At 64.0% G+C, this 18,362-nt stretch carries 18 protein-coding genes; 11 read left to right on the forward strand and 7 right to left on the reverse strand.

What is annotated here, in order from left to right; genetic code table 11:
- Nucleotides 1-41: 41 nt before the first annotated feature.
- From def to truA, 3 genes are read left to right on the forward strand one after another with little or no spacing between them, the layout of a single operon-like run.
- A complete protein-coding gene (gene def, locus CU669_RS12165) occupies nt 42-560 on the forward strand; it encodes a peptide deformylase (protein WP_112145028.1) in 519 nt (172 codons plus the stop codon).
- Nucleotides 557-1,471 (forward strand): methionyl-tRNA formyltransferase, encoded by a 915-nt coding sequence (gene fmt, locus CU669_RS12170; RefSeq protein ID WP_112145030.1) that lies wholly within the window; start codon nt 557-559, stop codon nt 1,469-1,471. The genes def and fmt overlap by 4 nt, the downstream gene beginning before the upstream one ends.
- Complete coding sequence (gene truA / locus CU669_RS12175; RefSeq protein ID WP_112145032.1) at nt 1,471-2,208, forward strand: tRNA pseudouridine(38-40) synthase TruA; 738 nt, start codon at nt 1,471-1,473, stop codon at nt 2,206-2,208. The genes fmt and truA overlap by 1 nt, the downstream gene beginning before the upstream one ends.
- Before the next feature lie 12 nt (nt 2,209-2,220).
- Here the strand turns inward: truA and CU669_RS12180 are convergent, their stop codons facing one another.
- Complete coding sequence (locus tag CU669_RS12180) at nt 2,221-3,312, reverse strand: PmeII family type II restriction endonuclease (protein ID WP_146747733.1); 1,092 nt, start codon at nt 3,310-3,312, stop codon at nt 2,221-2,223.
- A 10-nt stretch (nt 3,313-3,322) separates the two neighbouring features.
- Nucleotides 3,323-4,687, reverse strand: a complete 1,365-nt coding sequence (locus tag CU669_RS12185) for a DNA cytosine methyltransferase (RefSeq protein WP_112145036.1) — start codon at nt 4,685-4,687, stop codon at nt 3,323-3,325.
- A gap of 445 nt (nt 4,688-5,132) precedes the next feature.
- Between CU669_RS12185 and CU669_RS12190 the strand changes: the two genes are divergently transcribed.
- The 3 genes from CU669_RS12190 (at nt 5,133) to ppa (ending at nt 8,306) form a co-directional block, all read left to right on the forward strand.
- Entirely contained in the window at nt 5,133-6,473 is a 1,341-nt protein-coding gene (locus CU669_RS12190) for an AmpG family muropeptide MFS transporter (RefSeq protein ID WP_112145038.1), read from the forward strand.
- Between the two features lie 153 nt (nt 6,474-6,626).
- Complete coding sequence (gene ald / locus CU669_RS12195; protein WP_112145040.1) at nt 6,627-7,745, forward strand: alanine dehydrogenase; 1,119 nt, start codon at nt 6,627-6,629, stop codon at nt 7,743-7,745.
- Between the two features lie 15 nt (nt 7,746-7,760).
- Entirely contained in the window at nt 7,761-8,306 is a 546-nt protein-coding gene (ppa, locus tag CU669_RS12200; RefSeq protein WP_112145042.1) for an inorganic diphosphatase, read from the forward strand.
- 25 nt (nt 8,307-8,331) lie between these two features.
- Here ppa and CU669_RS12205 read toward each other — a convergent pair whose 3' ends face one another.
- Together CU669_RS12205 and CU669_RS12210 are read right to left on the reverse strand one after the other, a co-directional pair.
- Complete coding sequence (locus CU669_RS12205) at nt 8,332-9,951, reverse strand: hypothetical protein (RefSeq protein WP_112145116.1); 1,620 nt, start codon at nt 9,949-9,951, stop codon at nt 8,332-8,334.
- A complete protein-coding gene (locus CU669_RS12210) occupies nt 9,948-10,415 on the reverse strand; it encodes a CreA family protein (protein WP_112145044.1) in 468 nt (155 codons plus the stop codon). The genes CU669_RS12205 and CU669_RS12210 overlap by 4 nt, the downstream gene beginning before the upstream one ends.
- Before the next feature lie 258 nt (nt 10,416-10,673).
- On the opposite strand from CU669_RS12210, the gene CU669_RS12215 reads away from it, so the two are divergent.
- Together CU669_RS12215 and CU669_RS12220 are read left to right on the forward strand one after the other, a co-directional pair.
- The gene (locus tag CU669_RS12215) at nt 10,674-14,123 is read left to right on the forward strand and encodes an FAD-dependent oxidoreductase (RefSeq protein WP_192884612.1); all 3,450 of its coding nucleotides are present in this window, start codon (nt 10,674-10,676) and stop codon (nt 14,121-14,123) included.
- Between the two features lie 131 nt (nt 14,124-14,254).
- Entirely contained in the window at nt 14,255-14,875 is a 621-nt protein-coding gene (locus CU669_RS12220; RefSeq protein WP_112145118.1) for a LysE family translocator, read from the forward strand.
- On the opposite strand, the gene CU669_RS12225 is transcribed toward CU669_RS12220, so the two are convergent.
- Genes CU669_RS12225 through CU669_RS12235 form a run of 3 tightly spaced genes read right to left on the reverse strand, consistent with a single transcriptional unit; the run spans nt 14,856 to nt 16,682 of the window.
- The gene (locus tag CU669_RS12225; protein ID WP_112145048.1) at nt 14,856-15,347 is read right to left on the reverse strand and encodes a GNAT family N-acetyltransferase; all 492 of its coding nucleotides are present in this window, start codon (nt 15,345-15,347) and stop codon (nt 14,856-14,858) included. The genes CU669_RS12220 and CU669_RS12225 overlap by 20 nt on opposite strands.
- Complete coding sequence (locus tag CU669_RS12230) at nt 15,344-16,000, reverse strand: polysaccharide deacetylase family protein (RefSeq protein ID WP_161539660.1); 657 nt, start codon at nt 15,998-16,000, stop codon at nt 15,344-15,346. Before CU669_RS12230 ends, CU669_RS12225 begins: the two co-directional genes overlap by 4 nt.
- A gap of 10 nt (nt 16,001-16,010) precedes the next feature.
- Nucleotides 16,011-16,682 (reverse strand): glutathione S-transferase family protein, encoded by a 672-nt coding sequence (locus CU669_RS12235; protein ID WP_112145052.1) that lies wholly within the window; start codon nt 16,680-16,682, stop codon nt 16,011-16,013.
- Nucleotides 16,683-16,787: 105 nt separating this feature from the next.
- Here CU669_RS12235 and CU669_RS12240 point away from each other — a divergent pair, with 105 nt between their 5' ends.
- From CU669_RS12240 to CU669_RS12250, 3 genes are all read left to right on the forward strand, one after another.
- On the forward strand, nt 16,788-17,645 hold the full coding sequence (locus CU669_RS12240; RefSeq protein ID WP_112145054.1) for an NUDIX hydrolase: 858 nt from the start codon (nt 16,788-16,790) through the stop codon (nt 17,643-17,645).
- Between the two features lie 121 nt (nt 17,646-17,766).
- Complete coding sequence (locus CU669_RS12245) at nt 17,767-18,015, forward strand: hypothetical protein (protein ID WP_239988690.1); 249 nt, start codon at nt 17,767-17,769, stop codon at nt 18,013-18,015.
- Between the two features lie 56 nt (nt 18,016-18,071).
- A complete protein-coding gene (locus CU669_RS12250) occupies nt 18,072-18,302 on the forward strand; it encodes a hypothetical protein (RefSeq protein ID WP_112145058.1) in 231 nt (76 codons plus the stop codon).
- Nucleotides 18,303-18,362 lie beyond the last annotated feature (60 nt).

Genomic DNA, 18,362 nt, shown 5'->3' on the forward strand with positions numbered 1-18,362 from the left:
GGCCTATGTCGGAGGGTGATATTTCCTTCAGGGTTTGCGCCATGGCCGTCCTTCCGATTCTGACCGCTCCCAATCCCATCCTCAAGACCAAGGCCAAGCGGGTCGAGACGGTGGACGACCGCGTCCGCGCCCTGATGAGCGACATGATGGAGACCATGTACAAAGCGCCGGGCATCGGTCTGGCGGCGCCGCAGATCGGGGTGCTGGAACGGGTGATCGTCATGGACACCGGCAAGACCGAGGAGACCCGCAACCCCATCCGCATGGCCAATCCCGAGATCGTCTGGGCTTCGGATGAGGACCGTACCTACGAGGAAGGCTGCCTGTCTGTGCCCGAGCATTATTCCAACGTGGTGCGCCCGGCCGAGGTCAAGGTGCGCTATCTCGACGAGAGCGGCGCCCAGAAGGAAATCCACGCCACCGAGTTGCTGGCCACCGTGATCCAGCACGAGATGGACCACCTGGACGGCATCTTGTTCATCGACCACATCTCGTCGCTCAAGCGCAACATGATCCTGCGCAAGCTGTTGAAGATGCGCAAGGAGGCGGAATCCGCATGAAGCTGGTGTTCATGGGGACACCCGATTTCTCGGTCCCGATCCTGGAGTCGCTGCTCGACGCCGGCCACACGGTGGCGGCGGTCTATTCCCAGCCGCCGCGCCCCGCCGGGCGCGGTCACAAGGAACAGCTCTCGCCGGTCCATGCCTTCGCCCATGCGCGCGGCATCCCGGTGCGCACCCCGAAAAGCCTGAAATCGCCCGAGGAACAGCAGAGCTTCGCCGCCCTGGAGGCCGATGTGGCGGTAGTGGCCGCCTATGGCCTGATCCTGCCCCAGGCCATCCTGGACGCCCCCCGGCTGGGCTGCCTCAACGTCCATGCCTCGCTGCTGCCGCGCTGGCGCGGTGCCGCTCCCATCCAGCGGGCCATCATGGCGGGCGATCCCGACACCGGTGTCACCATCATGCAGATGGATGCCGGGCTGGATACCGGCGCCATGCTGCTGCGGGAAAGTATTTTACTGTTGCCCGACGCCACCGCCCCCTGGCTGCACGACATGCTGGCCGCCATGGGCGCGCGCATGATCGTCGAGGCGCTGGGCCGGCTGGACGACGGCAACCTGCCCGCCACGCCGCAGCCCGCCGAGGGCGTCACCTACGCCCACAAGCTGGCCAAGGACGAGGGCCGCATCGACTGGACCCGTCCCGCCACCGAGATCGAACGCAAGGTCCGGGCGCTGAATCCCTGGCCCGGCGTGTGGTTCGACTTCGGCGACGAGCGTATCAAGGTGCTGGAGGCGACCTTGGTCCCCAGCGACGGCGTGCCGGGATGCGTGCTGGACGACCGGCTGAGCGTGGCCTGCGGCAAGCACGCGCTGCGGCCGGTCAAGGTGCAGCGGCCCGGCAAGGCGGCCATGACCACGGCGGACATGCTGCGCGGCCATGCCATCCCCAAGGGAACGGTGCTGGGCTGATGCCCCGCTACAAGCTTCTCGTCGAATACGACGGCACCCCCTTCGTCGGCTGGCAGCGCCAGGACAACGGTGCCTCGGTCCAGGCGGTGATGGAAGCCGCCGCCGCGAAGCTGAGCGGCCAAACGGTCGCCGTCTATGCCGCCGGACGCACCGACGCGGGCGTGCACGCCACCGGGCAGGTGGCTCATCTGGACCTCGCCAAGGACTATCCCGCCGACACGGTGCGCGATGCGCTGAACTATCATATGGGCGCCAATCCGGTCGCGGTGGTGACGGCCGAGCAGGTCGGCGACGATTTCCACGCCCGTTTCTCCGCCACCGGCCGCAGCTATCTCTACCGCATCCTCAACCGCCGCTCGCCGCCCGCCCTGGACAAGCACCGGGTGCTGTGGGTGCCCGTGGCGCTGGACGCCGACGCCATGCACGCCGCCGCCCAGCGGCTGCTCGGCCATCACGACTTCTCCACCTTCCGCGCCCGCGAATGCCAGGCTCAGTCGCCCATGAAGACCTTGGACCTGCTGCGGGTGACTCGCCAAGGCGACGAGATCCGAATCATCGCCGAGGCCCGGTCCTTCCTGCATCATCAGGTGCGCAACATGGTGGGCACCCTGCAACAGGTCGGCCTGGGTAAGTGGAGCCCCGACGACGTGACCCGCGCCCTGGAGGCCCGCGACCGCAAGGCGGGCGGGCCGACCGCCAAGGCGGACGGGCTTTACCTCACCGGGGTGAGGTATTAAGGCGCTCGGCGATCAAATGCCCTCATCGTAAAACGCCGTCATGGCCGTCGCGAACCAGAATAGCTGATTTTCCGTGAAGTCGTCCCGAACCCATTCAGGTAGACTGTTCCTCGGGAACTTCAGCTTTGTCAGTGCCAACGCTAAATGTTGCAATTTGGCATTGATCCGCATCTCGAGATCAGCAGCCGCGATACCTTGCCCAAGCGCTTTCGAGAGTGCAAGCAATACTTCGAGAAAGACGTATTGTGTTGTGTCTGGCGCATCAGGTTGGCCGATAAAGGCCCAGAAGTCTCGCCCAATACAGCGGTAGACGCGCACGCGGTGGGTGGCATGGTCAATCAAAACACCGGGCTTTGTCCCCGCGTCCTCTTCGACAAAGCCCTGTTGAAGAAGCTTCACCAGAATCTGGTTTTCCTTGTTGTTGGTCGTCCGATCGGTTCCGTAGGTCAGGCCCAGAACGATGTCAAGTTGATCAACATGCGGATATGTCTTCGTGGTTTCGGCCATCCAGGCTTGATAATTGTTGAGGATTGCCGCGGTCATCCCTGCGACTTGTGTATCATTGATGGTGTTCGGGCCGCTTTTAATCGAGGTCATGTACCGCCGGTTGCCAACAACGCAAGAGCGGTCTATCTCACGCCAGACGGAACCAATGCGCTGCTGCGCGCGTTCCTCTCGGTTGAGTCCATTCAGTTCAGCGAACTCGGCGACTTTCTCCGGTGCATCTGTCCACTTTTGCGTCGCTTGGATTGGGTACTGCCCGACAAAGGCGGCTTCAATCTGCTTGCCGAAGGACGTTTCCAAGGCCATGTAGAGCTTGCTGTTAAAAAGGAAGTCACCAAATTTTTCCGGGTCTCCGAGACCCATGACGCTCGCTGAGGTCATGAGCACGTATGGATTCGTGCGGTAGTCTGCTAGACCATCCCGCTTTTCAAAGGCAGCCGGCAAATTGGTACTGATATAGCCGGTCAGAGCATTTGCAAGATGGTCAATACGCTGCTGGTCAACCTTGGCGAAGAGTTGGCCAATTTCAGCGGGATCATATTTATGGCGCCGTGATTTAAGGGCGTTGAAAAAAGGATTGCTGCGAGAACTCAGGGCCACGTTTCAATCCTCACATAGCGCTGACGCGGCGGAGCGTCTGGGGTGATTCATAAGTCGCGTGTTCATTTTCTTCGCCGTCTGACCAAACGAATGTTTCGCCCTTCTTGAACCATTGGCGTGTTCTGACATGTGATTGAACGTAGATGACCCGATAGTGGTCCGGGGGGCGCGGGTTTGGTCGCCAATCCTGTTCGGCCAGATTGTCCATGGCCTGCGCGACAACTTGCCCTGTGACTTCGCCAAGGCGCACAGGAACGGCGTTACCCACCTGGGCGTACTGCTGGCTCGCAGTGCCGCTGAATTTCCAATTAAGGGGAAATTCCTGAATTGCCGCATATTCGCGAAGCGAAAGCGCGCGAACCTCGCTTGGATGACAAAGGGAAGTGCTTGCATGGTTGGGCATCGTCACTAATGTGGGACACGGAAGGTCGTAGCTGAGACGTCGCCACCAGCCCGAGCGCCCCCCCTTGGCAAACCACGCCTTGCCCATAGATTCTTGTTGCAGCGGTATCGGCAAGCTGCGCCAGTTCGAGCCTGGTGGAACCATGCTGAGGAAGCTTTTCTTTCGTGGGCTGAAATCCATAATCACATCGCCAGGCTCGTTCAATTGGCCGATGGCATCCCCTAACGTGCGCCATGGCTGAAGCTTGTGCGAAGCCTCGAAGAGCGTCCTAGTTTCCTCCGAGGATTTTGGACCGTGGGTAGGGTCAGGAAAATCAACTGTCGTATTAAAGCGGTTGCCGATGAAGATCGCGCGCTCCCGGAGTTGTGGAGCGCCATAATTGACTGCGTTCACCTCGAAGCAATCCATATGGTATGGGCCGCCTGATATTTTTTGGAGATCATCGGCGAATAGCCTCACAACGGAGCCCGGCATTTCATCCGGTTCAAGCGGCTTTCCGTTACGCTCAGCGATAGGACGGTGACGCAGCCCGGCGGATAGCAACCCCCGCACGTTCTCCATGATGAAAAAACGCGGCCGAATCGCTTCGATGAAGCGCAGATATTCCCACAACAAGGTTCCGCGCGGATCCTGAACCGTCCCACGCCGTCCTGCGGTGCTAAATGATTGGCAGGGAGGCCCGCCTATCACCAAATCGACATCGCCGGGTTTCAATCCGCAATCTTGAAGGACTTGTAGCGGATCGAATTGTCGGATGTCCCCTTCGTAGATTTGAAGCGAAGGATGTAATCGGCCCGCGCGATGATTTGCCCGAATCGTGTCGCAGAACGACTTTTCCTTCTCGACGCAGGCAAGAATTTCGAATCGCCCGAGCCGATCTAGTCCTAGATCCAGCCCCATTGCACCGGAAAATAGAGAAATCACGCTATATTTTTTTTTAGTCGGTGCCGATGAAGGGGGGGGCTGGGACATGTTGATCTATCGCTCTTTTTTACTCTCGCGGCGCCGCTGGTCATTTGGCGGCAAGGCCGAATTAAGATCACATCGCATGACACTTTTCCGCCAAAAGCACGCAAACTAAGCTTGTCTGAAGGATCTCGCAGGACGCCGCCGCCAAATTAGCGACGAGAATCTGGAAAGGCGTCCAGTATTGATCATGCCTTTAGGTTGCGCGTCTGTCTGCATTTGCCGACGGTGGACGGCCAAGAAGATCCTTCCAGGCATTGCTCTTACGATCAACGGCATCCCCAATGACCCATAATGATCCAGAATCGTGCCAACGCGGCGCCGTCGAGATACCCCCGTTGGATTTTGGCCACGAGCGGGATGCGCGACGTCATTCAGCCTGCTAGACTGCGCCAACAACAGCATCTGGTGGCCATACCTTGTCTTATCCCCAAACTCTCGCCACTACCTTATGCCGATGAATGGGTGGAAACAAGGCTTCGCCGCCTATCTCGATCGCCGGGTGGTGATGGTGCTGCTGCTGGGATTTTCCAGCGGATTGCCGCTGCTGCTGACCTTTTCCACCCTGTCGGCTTGGCTGAAGGGCGAAGGCATCTCGCGCACCGCCATCGGTATCTTCGCCCTGGTGGGAACCCCCTATGCCCTGAAGTTCCTGTGGTCGCCGCTGATCGACCGGCTGCCGCTGCCCATCCTGACCAAGCTGCTGGGTCGCAGGCGCGGCTGGGGGGTGCTGATCCAGGTGCTGCTGATCGTCGCCATCCTGGCGCTGGGGTCCACCGACCCGCTCAAGCACTTGTGGCTGACCGCCAGTCTGGCGGTGGCGGTGGCCTTCCTGTCGGCCAGCCAGGACATCGTCATCGACGCCTATCGGGTGGAAATCCTCGACGATTCCCAGCAAGGACCGGGGGCGGGCGCGGTCCAGACCGGCTATCGCCTCGCCATGCTGGCGGCGGGGGCGGGGGCATTGCTGATCGCCGGAAGCTTCGGCTGGTTCGCCGCCTACGCCACCATGGCGGCGCTGCTGTCCCTGGGCCTGGCCGTCCTGCTGCTGGGGCCGGAACCGGAGATCAGGGTCTCGGCCGCCACCATGGAGCGCGAGCGCCGCGCCGCCGAATTCCTGGCCAGCCGCCCGCAGCTAAAGGGCGCCACCGCCAATGTGGCGGCCTGGCTGTATGGCGCCGTGGTCTGCCCCTTCGCCGATCTGATGGCGCGCCCGGCCTGGCTGGCGGTGCTGCTGTTCGTCATCGGCTATAAGATGGGCGAGGCCATGGCCGGGGCCATGGCCAATACCCTCTATATCGAGATGGGGTTCCGCCTGGACGAGATCGCCTGGGTCAGCAAGATCTTCGGCTTCGGCGCCACCATCCTCGGCACCATCATCGGCGGCGCCCTGGTGGCGCGGCTGGGCGTCATGCGCGCCCTGTTGGTCTTTGGGGTGCTGCAATCGCTGGGCAACCTGTTCTACGTGGTCCAGGCCATGGCCGGACATAACATCTGGGCCCTGGCGGTCTGCGTCGCCGCCGAGAACCTGACGGCGGGCATGGCCGGATCCGCCCTGGTGGCCTATATCTCGGGCCTGTGCAACGTCGCCTATACCGCCACCCAATACGCCCTGCTGTCATCGCTGACCGCCGTCGGCCGCACCGTCTTCGCGTCGGCCAGCGGAAAGCTGGCCGATATGCTGGGCTGGGTGGATTTCTTCTTCCTGACCACCGTGGTGACCGTCCCCGCTTTGGTCCTGCTGCCCTGGCTGATGCGACAGCAGAGCCGGGTTAATCAGCACGTTCAATAGCCTCAGTCGTCGGCGCTCCCTCCGGTCGCTTGGCTTTCGCGCCACGCGGCGCGCGCGCTCAACGCGCATGGTCGCTCCGCTCCAAACCGGGTTGAAACCGGAGCTCCAAGCGGTCATGCTGGTTTCAGGAATCATTCCAAAGGCCATGTCGGCATGCGCGTCGGGATCCCCAGGGAAATCAAGAGTCACGAGTACCGGGTCGGTCTGACGCCGGGCTCGGTGCGTGAATTGGTTCATCACGGGCATCAGGTGGTGGTCGAGACCGGTGCAGGCGAGGGAATCGGCTGTTCCGATGCCGCCTATCGCGCCGCCGGGGCCGAGATCCTGGGCACGGCGGCCGAGGTTTTCGCCACCGCCGATCTGGTGGTCAAGGTCAAGGAGCCGCAGCCCGCCGAATTCGCCCTGCTGCGCGAGAACCAGATTCTTTTCACCTATCTCCACCTCGCCCCCGATCCGGCCCAGACCGAGGCCCTGGTCAAGTCGGGCTGCGTCGCCATCGCCTACGAGACCGTCACCGATTCCCTGGGCCGCCTGCCCCTGCTGGCCCCCATGTCCGAGGTGGCGGGCCGGATGTCCATTCAGGTGGGCGCCCATTGCCTGGAAAAGGAGCAAGGCGGCTCCGGCGTCCTGCTGGGCGGCGTGCCCGGCGTGGCCCCCGCCAAGGTGGTGGTGCTGGGCGGCGGCGTGGTGGGCGGCAATGCGACCCGCATGGCGGTGGGCTTGGGCGCCCGCGTGGTGGTGCTGGACCGCTCGCTGGCGCGGCTGGCCCAGATCGACGAATTGCTGCTGAACACGGTGGAGACCGCCTTCGCCACCTTGGACAATATCGAGCACCATGTGCTGGAGGCCGACCTGCTGATCGGCGCCGTGCTGGTGCCGGGCGCCTCGGCACCCCGGCTGGTCAGCCGCCCCATGGTGGCCGCCATGCGCAAGGGATCGGTGCTGGTGGATGTGGCCATCGACCAGGGCGGCTGCTTCGCCACCTCGAAACCGACCACCCATGCCAATCCGACCTTTGTAGACGAGGGCGTTGTCCATTACTGTGTGACCAACATGCCCGGCGCGGTGGCGCGAACCTCGGCGTTCGCGCTCAACAACGCCACCCTTCCATTCGTGCTGGCACTGGCCGACAAGGGCCTTGTCCGCGCGCTTACCGAGGACCCGCATTTCCGCGCGGGCCTCAATGTTCACCACGGACGGGTCACCCATCCGGCCGTGGCCCGCGACCTGGGCTATGCCTTCACGGCGCCGGAGAGCGCCTTCTCAGACTAGGGATACCAAGCAGCAATGGACCTCAAGAAGATCCCCATCGGCAAGAATCCGCCCCGCGACATCAACGTGATCATCGAGATCCCGCTGCGCGGCGACCCCGTCAAATATGAAGTCTGCAAGGAATCGGGCGCCATGTATGTGGACCGCTTCCTCAACACCGCCATGTACTACCCGGTGAACTACGGCTTCATCCCGCACACCCTGTCCGATGACGGCGATCCGGCCGACGTGATGGTGGTGGGCCGCATTCCGGTGGCCGTCGGCGCGGTGATGCGCTGTCGCCCCATCGGCGTCCTGATGATGGAAGACGAAGGCGGCATGGACGAGAAGATCCTGGCCGTGCCCCATTCCAAGCTTCATCCGTTCTACGACGGCGTGACCAGCTACGAGGATCTGCCCAAGATCCTGGTGCAGCAGATCGAACACTTCTTCGTCCACTACAAGGATCTGGAAGTGGGCAAGTGGGTCAATCTGAAGGGTTGGGGCGGGCCGGAGAAGGCCGCCGCCATCATTCAGGAATCCATCGACCGCGCCCAGGCGTCCAAGCCGAAGAAGAAGTAGTCACGGGAACCGACGGCGCGGGGGTTCACGCCTGCGCCGTCGCCTTGCGTCCGACCCGGTCGTAGAGTCGGCCGATCTGGACCAGGCAGACCGAAATATCGACGATCTTGCCATCCATGAGGTCCAAGACGGTTTGGCCGACCTGGACGAGAGCGGCTTCCTCGGGATCACCGGCGAAGACCATGGGGAAAGCCTCGATCAAGGCGCGGGCTTCGGCCAATTCAACGCCGTAAAGCTTTTTTCCCATGACCTTGTGACATTCCAGATAGCGTTCCGCCGCGCCCAGCACCACATCCACATGCAGGCGGCGACGCAGGCTTTCGCGTAGCTGAATGGCCAGCTGGCTGGGACGTCGGGCCAATTCGGCGGGAATGAACGGCCGCTTGGCCTCGATGGAACTCTTGTCGCGCGCCGCTCCGACACAGACGGCATAGAACTCCGCCAGACCGAACCGCATGTCGCCGTGCTGGGTGAACATCATCATCACCAGGATATCGGCGAGGATGTTGTTCATATGCTTCTCGGCCTCGCGCAGGCGATCGCGCAGGAAGCGGGTGGTGGTCTCGGCGTGACCGGCAAGCCCCAGCAATTCGTCGCGGGACTGCACGAACAGGCGGGTGTTGAAATCCAGCAGGGTGCGCAGGAACTGGAAATCGGCGGTCAATGGCAGGCGGATTCCGGCATGGACGGCACCGTCATGCAATTCGGCGATCAGCATCAAGGCCTCTTCCTCGTCCTTGTTCAGCTGGTTGGCCGGCGGCAGCGTCACCTTGACCTTCTTGGTGGTGGTCTCCTTGCCCAGGGCGAATTCCACCCCCATGATGTTGTAGGTCTTGGCGCGGACCACTTCCTTGTCCACGATCTTGACCTCGGGGTCGAAGCCCACCCCTTTTTGCTGGTTGGCCAGCTTGGTCTCGGCGGATTTATGGTGCTGGGCGAACTTTTCCAGACGGGCATCCACCGCCTTCCACACCAGCGGCCGCATCTCGGTCCAGAACGCCTTGGCCTTTTCCGGATCGGTCAGCACCGACTGGTCCACCTTGACATAGACCCGGCGTTCCAGGCCGATGCGGCAACGCTTGAGCAGCGGCCCGGCGACGAAGGCCTTCAGCACCGCTCCGAATCTGGGATCGAACAGGAAGAAGGGCTGGGTATGGCTGTAGCCGATGGAGGGAATGGCCGGGGCCGGAACCTTCATGAGGGACAGGCGGCGGTCCATCAACTCTGTCAGGTGATCGCCGATGCGCGCTTCGGCCGAGGCGAAGTCGTAAGGCGTTTCGTCCAGCGCATCGTGCGCGAAGTCCAGCATGTCCACCGCGCGGCGATGCGGGTTCTTTTCCGCTTCCAGCCGGGCTTCCTCGGCCGCATGCCATGCCCTTGCGATTTCTGGTCGCTTGTCGATCACCACCCGGATGACCTCGGCCGCCAGGGACTTCTGCTCCTCCCAGCTCAGGCCCGCCAGACCGGCGGCGAAGGCGTCCTGAATGGCGGCCAGGAACGGCTCGTCGCTTTGACGCCGCAACAAGACGTGCAGCACTTCGGCCATGAAATGCAGCATGGCGGGCGCGTCGTCGATGCGAGCCAGCCGCGCCAGCAGATCGTCGCGAAGGCGGCATTGGTCTTCGGGCAACGGGATCGCGTTCACGGCTTCCACCCCTTTTCCATGGCCACGGCGGAGACCGAGTTCTTGGGCGAGCCGTCGATGATCTTGTCACTGTAGACCAGATAGACCAGGACATCGCGCTTGCGGTCGTGGAAACGCACCACCTGCAAGGTCTTGAACAGCAGCGAGGTGTCCTTCTTGAACACCACATCGCCGTCCTTCAAGGATTCGACGACGTGGATGGGACCGACTTGGCGGCAGGCGATGGAGGCGTCGGCGGTATCCTCGGCGACACCGAATGATCCCTTGATGCCGCCGGTCTTGGCCCGCGACAGATAGCAGGTGACGCCCGTCACCTTCGGGTCGTCGAAGGCTTCCACCACGATCTTGTCGTTGGCGCCCACCATCTTGAATACGGTCGAGACGCTGCCGATTTCCTCCGCAATGGCCGCGCCCACGGCCAGCAGGGGGATCAGGACCGCGCAGGCGAATGCATAAGGCTTCATCACATCGCTCGATAATTTCAGATCACGGGACATGAACCGAGATGGTCTCACCATAGCGCCGAATATCATAGCCAACTGTGAAGGGGATTACATAAGGCGTGACGAAACTCAAGGCTGCCGGTAAACGGATTTGATACCGCTTTCTCGTCTGGAGCAATTCTCCACAAAAATTTTGGTGTTGTGAGGGATTCTACACAATGCCATATGAGGGTTTATCTGTTAGATTTTCCCAAGGCTTCCCCAACCATGAGTGTGGACATGACCCATCCGGCCCTCGGCTATGGCATTTCGTTTCCCGAGCTTTATGAACGCCAGGGTCTGGAACGGATCGATCAGGCTTTTCTCGAGGCGCTCGGCGCCGCCGATGCCGCCTTGCGCGACCGCCTGCTGGCGGCCCGCGCCGTGCCGGAGGCTCTTGCGACCAAGGATGAATCCGCGCTGATCATCGCCGTCGCCCCTCATCTGGACGATTTCCTGGCCGAGCTGTTCGGCATCCGCGCCGCCACCGCCGAACTGCGCGAGCGCCAGGACTCCCTGGCGCCGCTCTATCAGGCCAAGCGTCTGTTCGTGCAAAAGCGCGCCGTCAAGGAGGTGTCCGCCGAGGAGGCCGCCACGCTGGACCCCAACTATCTGGCGTTGGACTACGCGGTGCGCACCGGCGAGGCCTTCAGCGAACTGGGCTTCGCCCGCAAGGTGCTGGGCTGGCTCGACGACGAGGCCGCCCATGCCGAGGATCTGAAATTCGCCGCTAAACTGGCCGCCGCCAAGGTGGCCGCCAATGCCCGCACATCCCATGCCTCCGGCGTGCTGTTCAAGATTCCCACCAAGCACGACCCGCTGGCCATGGTGGCGACGGTGCCGGTGGACCATTGCGGCGTGGCGGCGGTCGAGGCCGACCATCTGCGCCGCCGCGAGGGCTTCAACCTGACCGATTCCGGCACCGATCTGGCCGGTGCCCTGGACGAGATCAACTACTGCATCCTGTGCCACCACCAGGGCCGCGATTCCTGCTCCAAGGGACTGACCGACAAGAAGACCGGCGCGTTGTCCAAGAACGCCGTCGGCGTCACCATGGAAGGCTGCCCGCTGGAGGAAAAGATCTCGGAGATGCACGAGGTCAAGGGCACGGGCCATGCCCTGGCCGCCCTGGCCATCATCGTCGTCGACAATCCCATGGCGGCGGGCACCGGACACCGCATCTGCAACGACTGCATGACCGCCTGCGTCTACCAGAACCAGAACCGCGACCCGGTCAATGTCCCGGAAGCCGAGACCCGCACCCTGAAGGACGTGCTGGAACTGCCCTGGGGTTTCGAGGTCTATTCCCTGCTGACCCGCTGGAACCCCGCCAATATCCGCCGCCCGCTGCCCAGGCCCGATTCGGGGCGCAAGGTGCTGGTGGTGGGCATGGGACCGGCCGGTTATACCCTGTCCCATCATCTGATGCAGGACGGCCACCATGTGGTCGCCATCGACGGATTGAAGATCGAGCCGCTGGCCGCCGAACGGTCCGGCGTCGATCCCCATGGCAAGCGCGTGGCCTTCAAGCCGGTGCGCGACATCCGCGCCCTGTGGCAGCCGCTGGGCGAGCGGGTGATGGGCGGTTTCGGCGGCGTCGCCGAATACGGCATCACGGTGCGCTGGGACAAGAACTTCCTCGACGTCATCCGCCTGCTGCTGGAGCGCCGGGCCGAGTTCGCCCTGTTCGGCGGCGTGCGCTTCGGCGGCAACATCACCCTGGAAGACGCCTTCGCCATGGGCTTCGACCATGTGGCCCTGGCCACGGGGGCGGGCAAGCCCACCATTCTCGACATGCCCAACGGCCTGGCGCGCGGCGTGCGCCAGGCCTCGGACTTCCTGATGGCCTTGCAGCTGACCGGCGCGGCCCGCGCCGACACCCTGGCCAATCTGCAATTGCGGTTGCCGGTGGTGGTGATCGGCGGCGGCCTGACCGCCGTGGACACCTGCACCGAGGCTTTGGCCTATTACCCCATCCAGGTGGAGAAGTTCCTGTCCCGCCACGAGCTGCTGGTGGCCGAGCGCGGCGAGCACGCGGTGCGACTGCACTGGTCGGAAGAAGATCACGAGATCGCCGACGAGTTCATCGGCCATGCCCGCGCCATCCGGGCCGAGCGCCTCGCCGCCGCTTCGGAAGGCCGCGAGCCCCATATCCACGAACTGCTGCAATCCTGGGGCGGCGCCACGCTCGCCTATCGTCGCGGTCTGGTGGACAGCCCCGCCTATCGCAACCACGAGGAAATCGCCAAGGCGCTGGAGGAGGGTATTCGCTTCGCCGAGGGACTGACTCCCGTGGCCATCGAGGTGGATGATTTCGGCTCGGCCTCGGGCATCCAACTCAAGGACCGCGACGGCCAGCCGCACCGGTTGCCCGCCCGCGCCATCCTGGTGGCGGCCGGAACCGTGCCCAATACCAGCCTGGCGCGCGAACGATCCGACATCACCCTGGACGGCAAGTTCTTCCAGGCGGTGGACGAGGACGGCCATCCGGTCAAGCCGGAACTGCTGGCCAAGCCGGGGCTCTCGCAGGTGCTGATGCACGTGGACGGCTTCGACCGCACCATCAGCTTCTTCGGCGACCTGCACCCCTCTTACGCGGGCAACGTGGTCTCCGCCATGGCCTCGGCCAAGCAGGGCCATCCGGTGGTGACCCGCGCCATGGAGCGCCGCCCCGCTTCCGCCGTGGCGAGCAAGGCGCTGATCGCCCGGCTGAACGAGCAGTTGCGCGCCAGCGTCCACGCGGTCAACCGCCTGACCAAGACCATCGTCGAAGTGGTGATCAAGGCCCCATCGGCGGCCAAGGCCTTCCGCCCCGGCCAGTTCTTCCGGCTGCAGAATTTCGAGATGCTGGCCCGCAAGGTCCAGGGCGCCAGCCTCGCCATGGAAGGCCTGGCCCTGACCGGCGCCTGGGTGGACGTGGACAAGGGGCTGGTGGGCTTGATCGTGCTGGAAATGGGCGGCTCATCCGATCTGGTCGCCCATCTCACCCCCGGCGAGCCGGTGGTCCTGATGGGGCCGACCGGGGCGCCCACCCATGTCTGCGGCAAGGAGACCGTGCTGCTGGCGGGCGGCGGCCTGGGCAACGCCGTGCTGTTCTCCATCGGCCACGCCTTCCGCGCCGCCGGGTCCAAGGTGCTGTATTTCGCGGGCTACAAGAATGCCCTCGACCGCTTCAAGGTGCCCGATATCGAGGCGGCCGCCGATGTGGTGATCTGGTGCGTCGACGGCGGCGATGCCTTCGAGCCCGGACGCCCCCAGGACAAGACCTTCGTCGGCAATATCGTCGAGGCCATGGTGGCCTATGGCGAGGGCCGCCTCGGCGATCAGGCCATCGACCTCAAGGCGGTGGACCGCGTCATCGCCATCGGCTCGGACCGCATGATGGCGGCGGTGGCCAAGGCGCGCCACGATCGCCTCGCCCCCTGGCTGGTCAAGGGCCACACCGCCATCGGCTCCATCAACTCGCCCATGCAGTGCATGCTGAAGGAAGTCTGCGCCCAGTGCCTCCAGCGCCACAGGGATCCGGTCACCGGCGAGGAAAAGATCGTCTTCACCTGCGCCGATCAGGACCAGCCGCTGGACAAGGTGGATTTCGTCTCGCTCAACGAACGGCTCAGCCAGAACTCCACCTGGGAGAAGCTGGGCAAGGCCTGGATCGACCGCTCGCTGAAGCAGGCGGGGATGCGGTAGGCACCGGCGGGCGGGACGCCCGCGTTCCATTCCGGCTGGGAGCGCGGGCGTCCCGCCCGCATCCACCATTGCCAATCCCGATCTTTTCGTCTTTGCTGGCGCCGCTTTCCAGTCGGCGGAAGAACAGGTTCTTGGACATCACCCCTTTCCTGCGCGGCATCGCCATCGGCTTTTCCATCGCCGCCCCCATCGGGCCGGTGGGGGTGCTGTGCATCCGCAAGGCGCTGGCCGACGGCAGGCTGGCGGCCTTCGTCGCCGGGCTGGGGGCCGCCATGGCCGATACCCTGTTCGGCGCGGTGGCGGCCTTCGGTATCGGCGCGGTGATGAGCTTCATCGACGGCCAGGTCTTCGCCCTGAAACTGGTGGGAGGCGTCTTCATGCTTGGACTGGGCGGCCATACATGGCGCAGCGCGGCCATCGGCGTCGAGGCGGTTCCCGGCCAAGGCCCCGGCATGCTCAAGGATTTCCTGCTGACCTTCGGCATCACCGCCACCAATCCCGGCACCATCCTGGGCGTCGCCGGTGTCTTCGCCGCCCTTGGCCCGTCGGTGCGTCCGGGCGGGCCGCAATCGGCCCTGCTGGTGGCGGGAATCTTCTGTGGCTCCACCCTGTGGTGGCTGGTGCTGTCGGGCGTCGCCTCGGCGGCGCGGTCGCGCTTCACGCCGGATCGCATGCGGCTGTTCAACCACCTGTCGGGCGGCATGCTGGTGGTGTTCGGGCTGGCCGCCCTGATCAGCCTAGCCTTCGTCTGACCAGGATTTCGGCGAAACCGGGCGCGACCAGATCGTCCAGACTGGCCAACTCCACGAAGCCCTGGGCGGCGTAATAGCCGCGCGCCGAGGCATTGAACCCGGAAACACAGGCCCAAAGATTGGCCGACACCTGCGCCGCCCGTCCGGCGGTCCAGTCCATCAGGGCACGCCCCAGCCCCTTGCCCTGATGGGCGGGAAAGACGGCCAGCAGCTCGATATAGGGACCGCGCAGCCAGGGCGAGCGAAGCGCCAGAAGTCCGGCTTGATCATCGTCGCCATGCTCGACGGCGAAGCGGTACAGCGCCTCGTCGTCGCGCCCCAAATAGCGTTCCAGCGCCTCGGCGCCATAGCCCAGGCTGGCCCAAGGGTCCATCCCGGCCAAATAGCGGGCCATGGCGGGATGATCGGCCAGCTCCAGCGGCCGCAGGCGGCAGCCGGGCAGGGAATGGCGCTCGCGGGGGAAGGCGGTCATGGCACCACCTCGTCCAGCCGGGCGAAGCGGTAGCCGCGCTTGCGCAATTCGGCCAGGATGCCGGGCAGGGCCTCGGCGGTGGCGGGCGCCCGTCCGTTGATGTGGAAGATCAGGATGGCGCCGGGCCGTATCTTGGACAGGACATAGTCGCGCAGATGCGCCGGGGTCAGCCCCCGCACGGGATCGCCCGAGGCGAAGCTCCAATGCACCACCGTCTTGCCGGTGCCCTCCACCGCCGCCAAGGACGCAGGATCGTAGTTGCCCGCCGGAAAGCGGAAGAAACGGGGCTTGCGCCCGGTGACCTCCTCGATCAGCCGGTCGGCGTCCTCGATCTGCTTGCGGATGGCGGGGCCGTCCAGGCGTTCCATGTGCTGGGGATGGTCGAAGGAATGGTTTTCCACCTCCACCCCCTGCGAGGCGGCCAGCCGCTTCAGACCCTCGGCGTTGCGCCGGGCGAACAATCCGGTGACGAACAGGGTGGCGGGAACCCGTTCCGCCTCCAAAACCGTGACGATGGACTGATCCAGCAAGGCCGGGGCGCCCCGGCCCTCGCAGCCGTCGAAGGTCAGCGCCACCACCTTGTCGCGGCCGGGGCCGGGCAAGCCGGTGACCACGTCGGCCTGGACCGGCACGGCCAGGACGAGGGCGACCAACAGACCGAGGCTAGAAATCCAGGTCGGCATAATGCCGGGGCGGCGGCACGCCGGGCAGATGGTCGCTTAGCAGGACGCGGAAGCTGGGGCGCGACTTGACGCGGGCATACCAGTCCTTGGCGCCGGGATGATTGTCCCACGGCACGTCGCCCAGATAGTCGATGGTGGAGACCTGGGCGGCGGCGGCGATATCGGCCAGGGTGAAGGCGCTGCCGCCCAGCCAGGCGCGCCGCTCGGTCAACCAGCCGATATAATTGAGATGTTCGTGGATATTGGCGAACCCGGCCCTGATCTTGCGGGAATCCGGTTCGCCATGCTGGGCGGACAGCCGCTTGAACACCTTTTCTCCCACCAGATTGGTGGTGACCTCGGCGAAGAACTTGGCGCCGAACCAGCCCACCAGACGGCGGACCTCGGCGCGGGCCAAGGGGTCCGAGGGCAGCAGCGGCGGCTCGCGATGGACCTCGTCGAGATATTCGGCGATGGCGACGGCATCGGCCAGAACGGTGCCGCCTTCCTCGACCAGGACAGGCACCTCGCCAGCGGCGTTGAGCGCGGTGAAGTCGGCGCGACGCTCCCAGAACTTTTCGATCTGGGGTTCGAATTCCAGCTTCTTTTCGGCCATCACGACCCGCACGAGGCGCGAGAAGGGGCACAACGGATGATGATATAGGATCCTCATTCCCCCCTTTTACCGCGTTTCGCGGCGCGGGAACAGGGGCTCGGACGGCTTGACTTGCACAGCCAACCGGAAGACCCTTGCTGTCCCTTAGATCGAGAGCACCCCATGGGATTCATGGACCACATCGCCACCTGCAACCGGCACGACATGGCGAAATTCCTCCCCCTGATGATGCAAGACCACCGGATCGGCTGGGTTCGCCATGACGTGGCCCGGAGACTGGCCGCCTTTCCCGAGGCGTTCCGGGCGACCAAGACCACCGTCACCCTGCATCCCGGCCTCGTCACCCCCGGTGCCCGCAGCCAGGCCTTGGACGAAGTGGCCGACGAGTTGTGCCGCGATTGGGGCACCCCGAAGCTGCGCGGCGAACGCTATCGCGTCGGCGGACGCTTCTGCGACGAACCGCTGATGAGCGTGGATCGCGGCGCCGTCAGCCTGTTCGGCATGCGGGCCTACGGCATTCACGTCAACGGCCTCGTCCGTAGGCCCGATGGCCTCCATCTTTGGGTCGGCAGGCGCGCCTTGGACAAGACGGTGGCTCCCGGCAAACTGGACAACATGGTGGCGGGCGGCCAGCCGGTGGGGCTCAGCCTGGAGGAGAACCTGCAAAAGGAAGCGGCGGAAGAGGCCGATATTCCGGTCCAACTGGCGCGAACGGCGCGGCCGGTGGGCGCCATCGCCTATTGCATGGAAGACGATTGGGGGCTGAAGCCCGACGTCATGTTCTGCTACGACCTGGAGGTGCCCCAGGACTTCACGCCGCGCAATACCGATGGCGAAATCTCGGACTTCACCTTGATGCCGGTGGCCGAAATCGCCGAGCGCGTCCGGACCTCCGACGACTTCAAGTTCAACGTCAATCTGGTGATCATCGACTTCCTGATCCGCCACGGCTTCCTGTCGCCGGATCGCGAACCAGATTATCTCGACATCGTGGCGGGATTGAAAAAAGCCGCCATCTAAGACCGAGGAAAAACGGGCTCTCCATGCGTGGACACATGTTCGGCCCCCATATTTCCGCATATAAGATGTGGTTGTGATTCAGGGGGCACCCCCCTATCATCCCCGCATGATGAAATGCGACTTGCCCAACGACTGCCAGCAAAAGTTCCAGGCGACCAGCAACTGCATCGAGTGCGGCGTTTGGGTCGATGCCATGATGATCCTGGGCGACATCGCCTTCTGCCCCCTGGACGATACATGCAGCCATCACGACGCCTGCGCCGAAGAAGCGGCGCGATGCGCCAGTGATCTTCACGAGGGGTCACCGCTGCGGTCCAAGCTGTTGGACCGTTTGCGGCATGTGACGACACCCCCCAGCCTCGTGGGCTGACCTGACCGTCAGCCTTGTTGAGTCCCAAGACGCAGAGGGAGACTGCTTTGGCTCACATGCCGCCATCCTGCGCCCCGGCCCCCCAGGAAGCCTGTGCCATGCCCTGCGACGGGTGCGACGAGGCCATCGCGGCGGCGTGCAGCCAGAGTCGCGGCCACGACCTCCATCTGTCGCCCACCGACGGCTGCTGGGTGGTCCGCATCGGTTTCGCCGAGAAGCTGCGCAGCGACAGCCCCTGTTTGGCCTGCTCTTATTTCCGCAACAAGACCGAGCTGCTGGCAGGCTGATCCCCGAAGACCATACCCATACTATTTTTATGGGTTCTTCTTGCGCCTCCGCTATTTTTG

Origin of the sequence: Paramagnetospirillum kuznetsovii, assembly GCF_003284725.1 — a bacterium.
In the GTDB taxonomy this organism is placed as follows: domain Bacteria; phylum Pseudomonadota; class Alphaproteobacteria; order Rhodospirillales; family Magnetospirillaceae; genus Phaeospirillum; species Phaeospirillum kuznetsovii.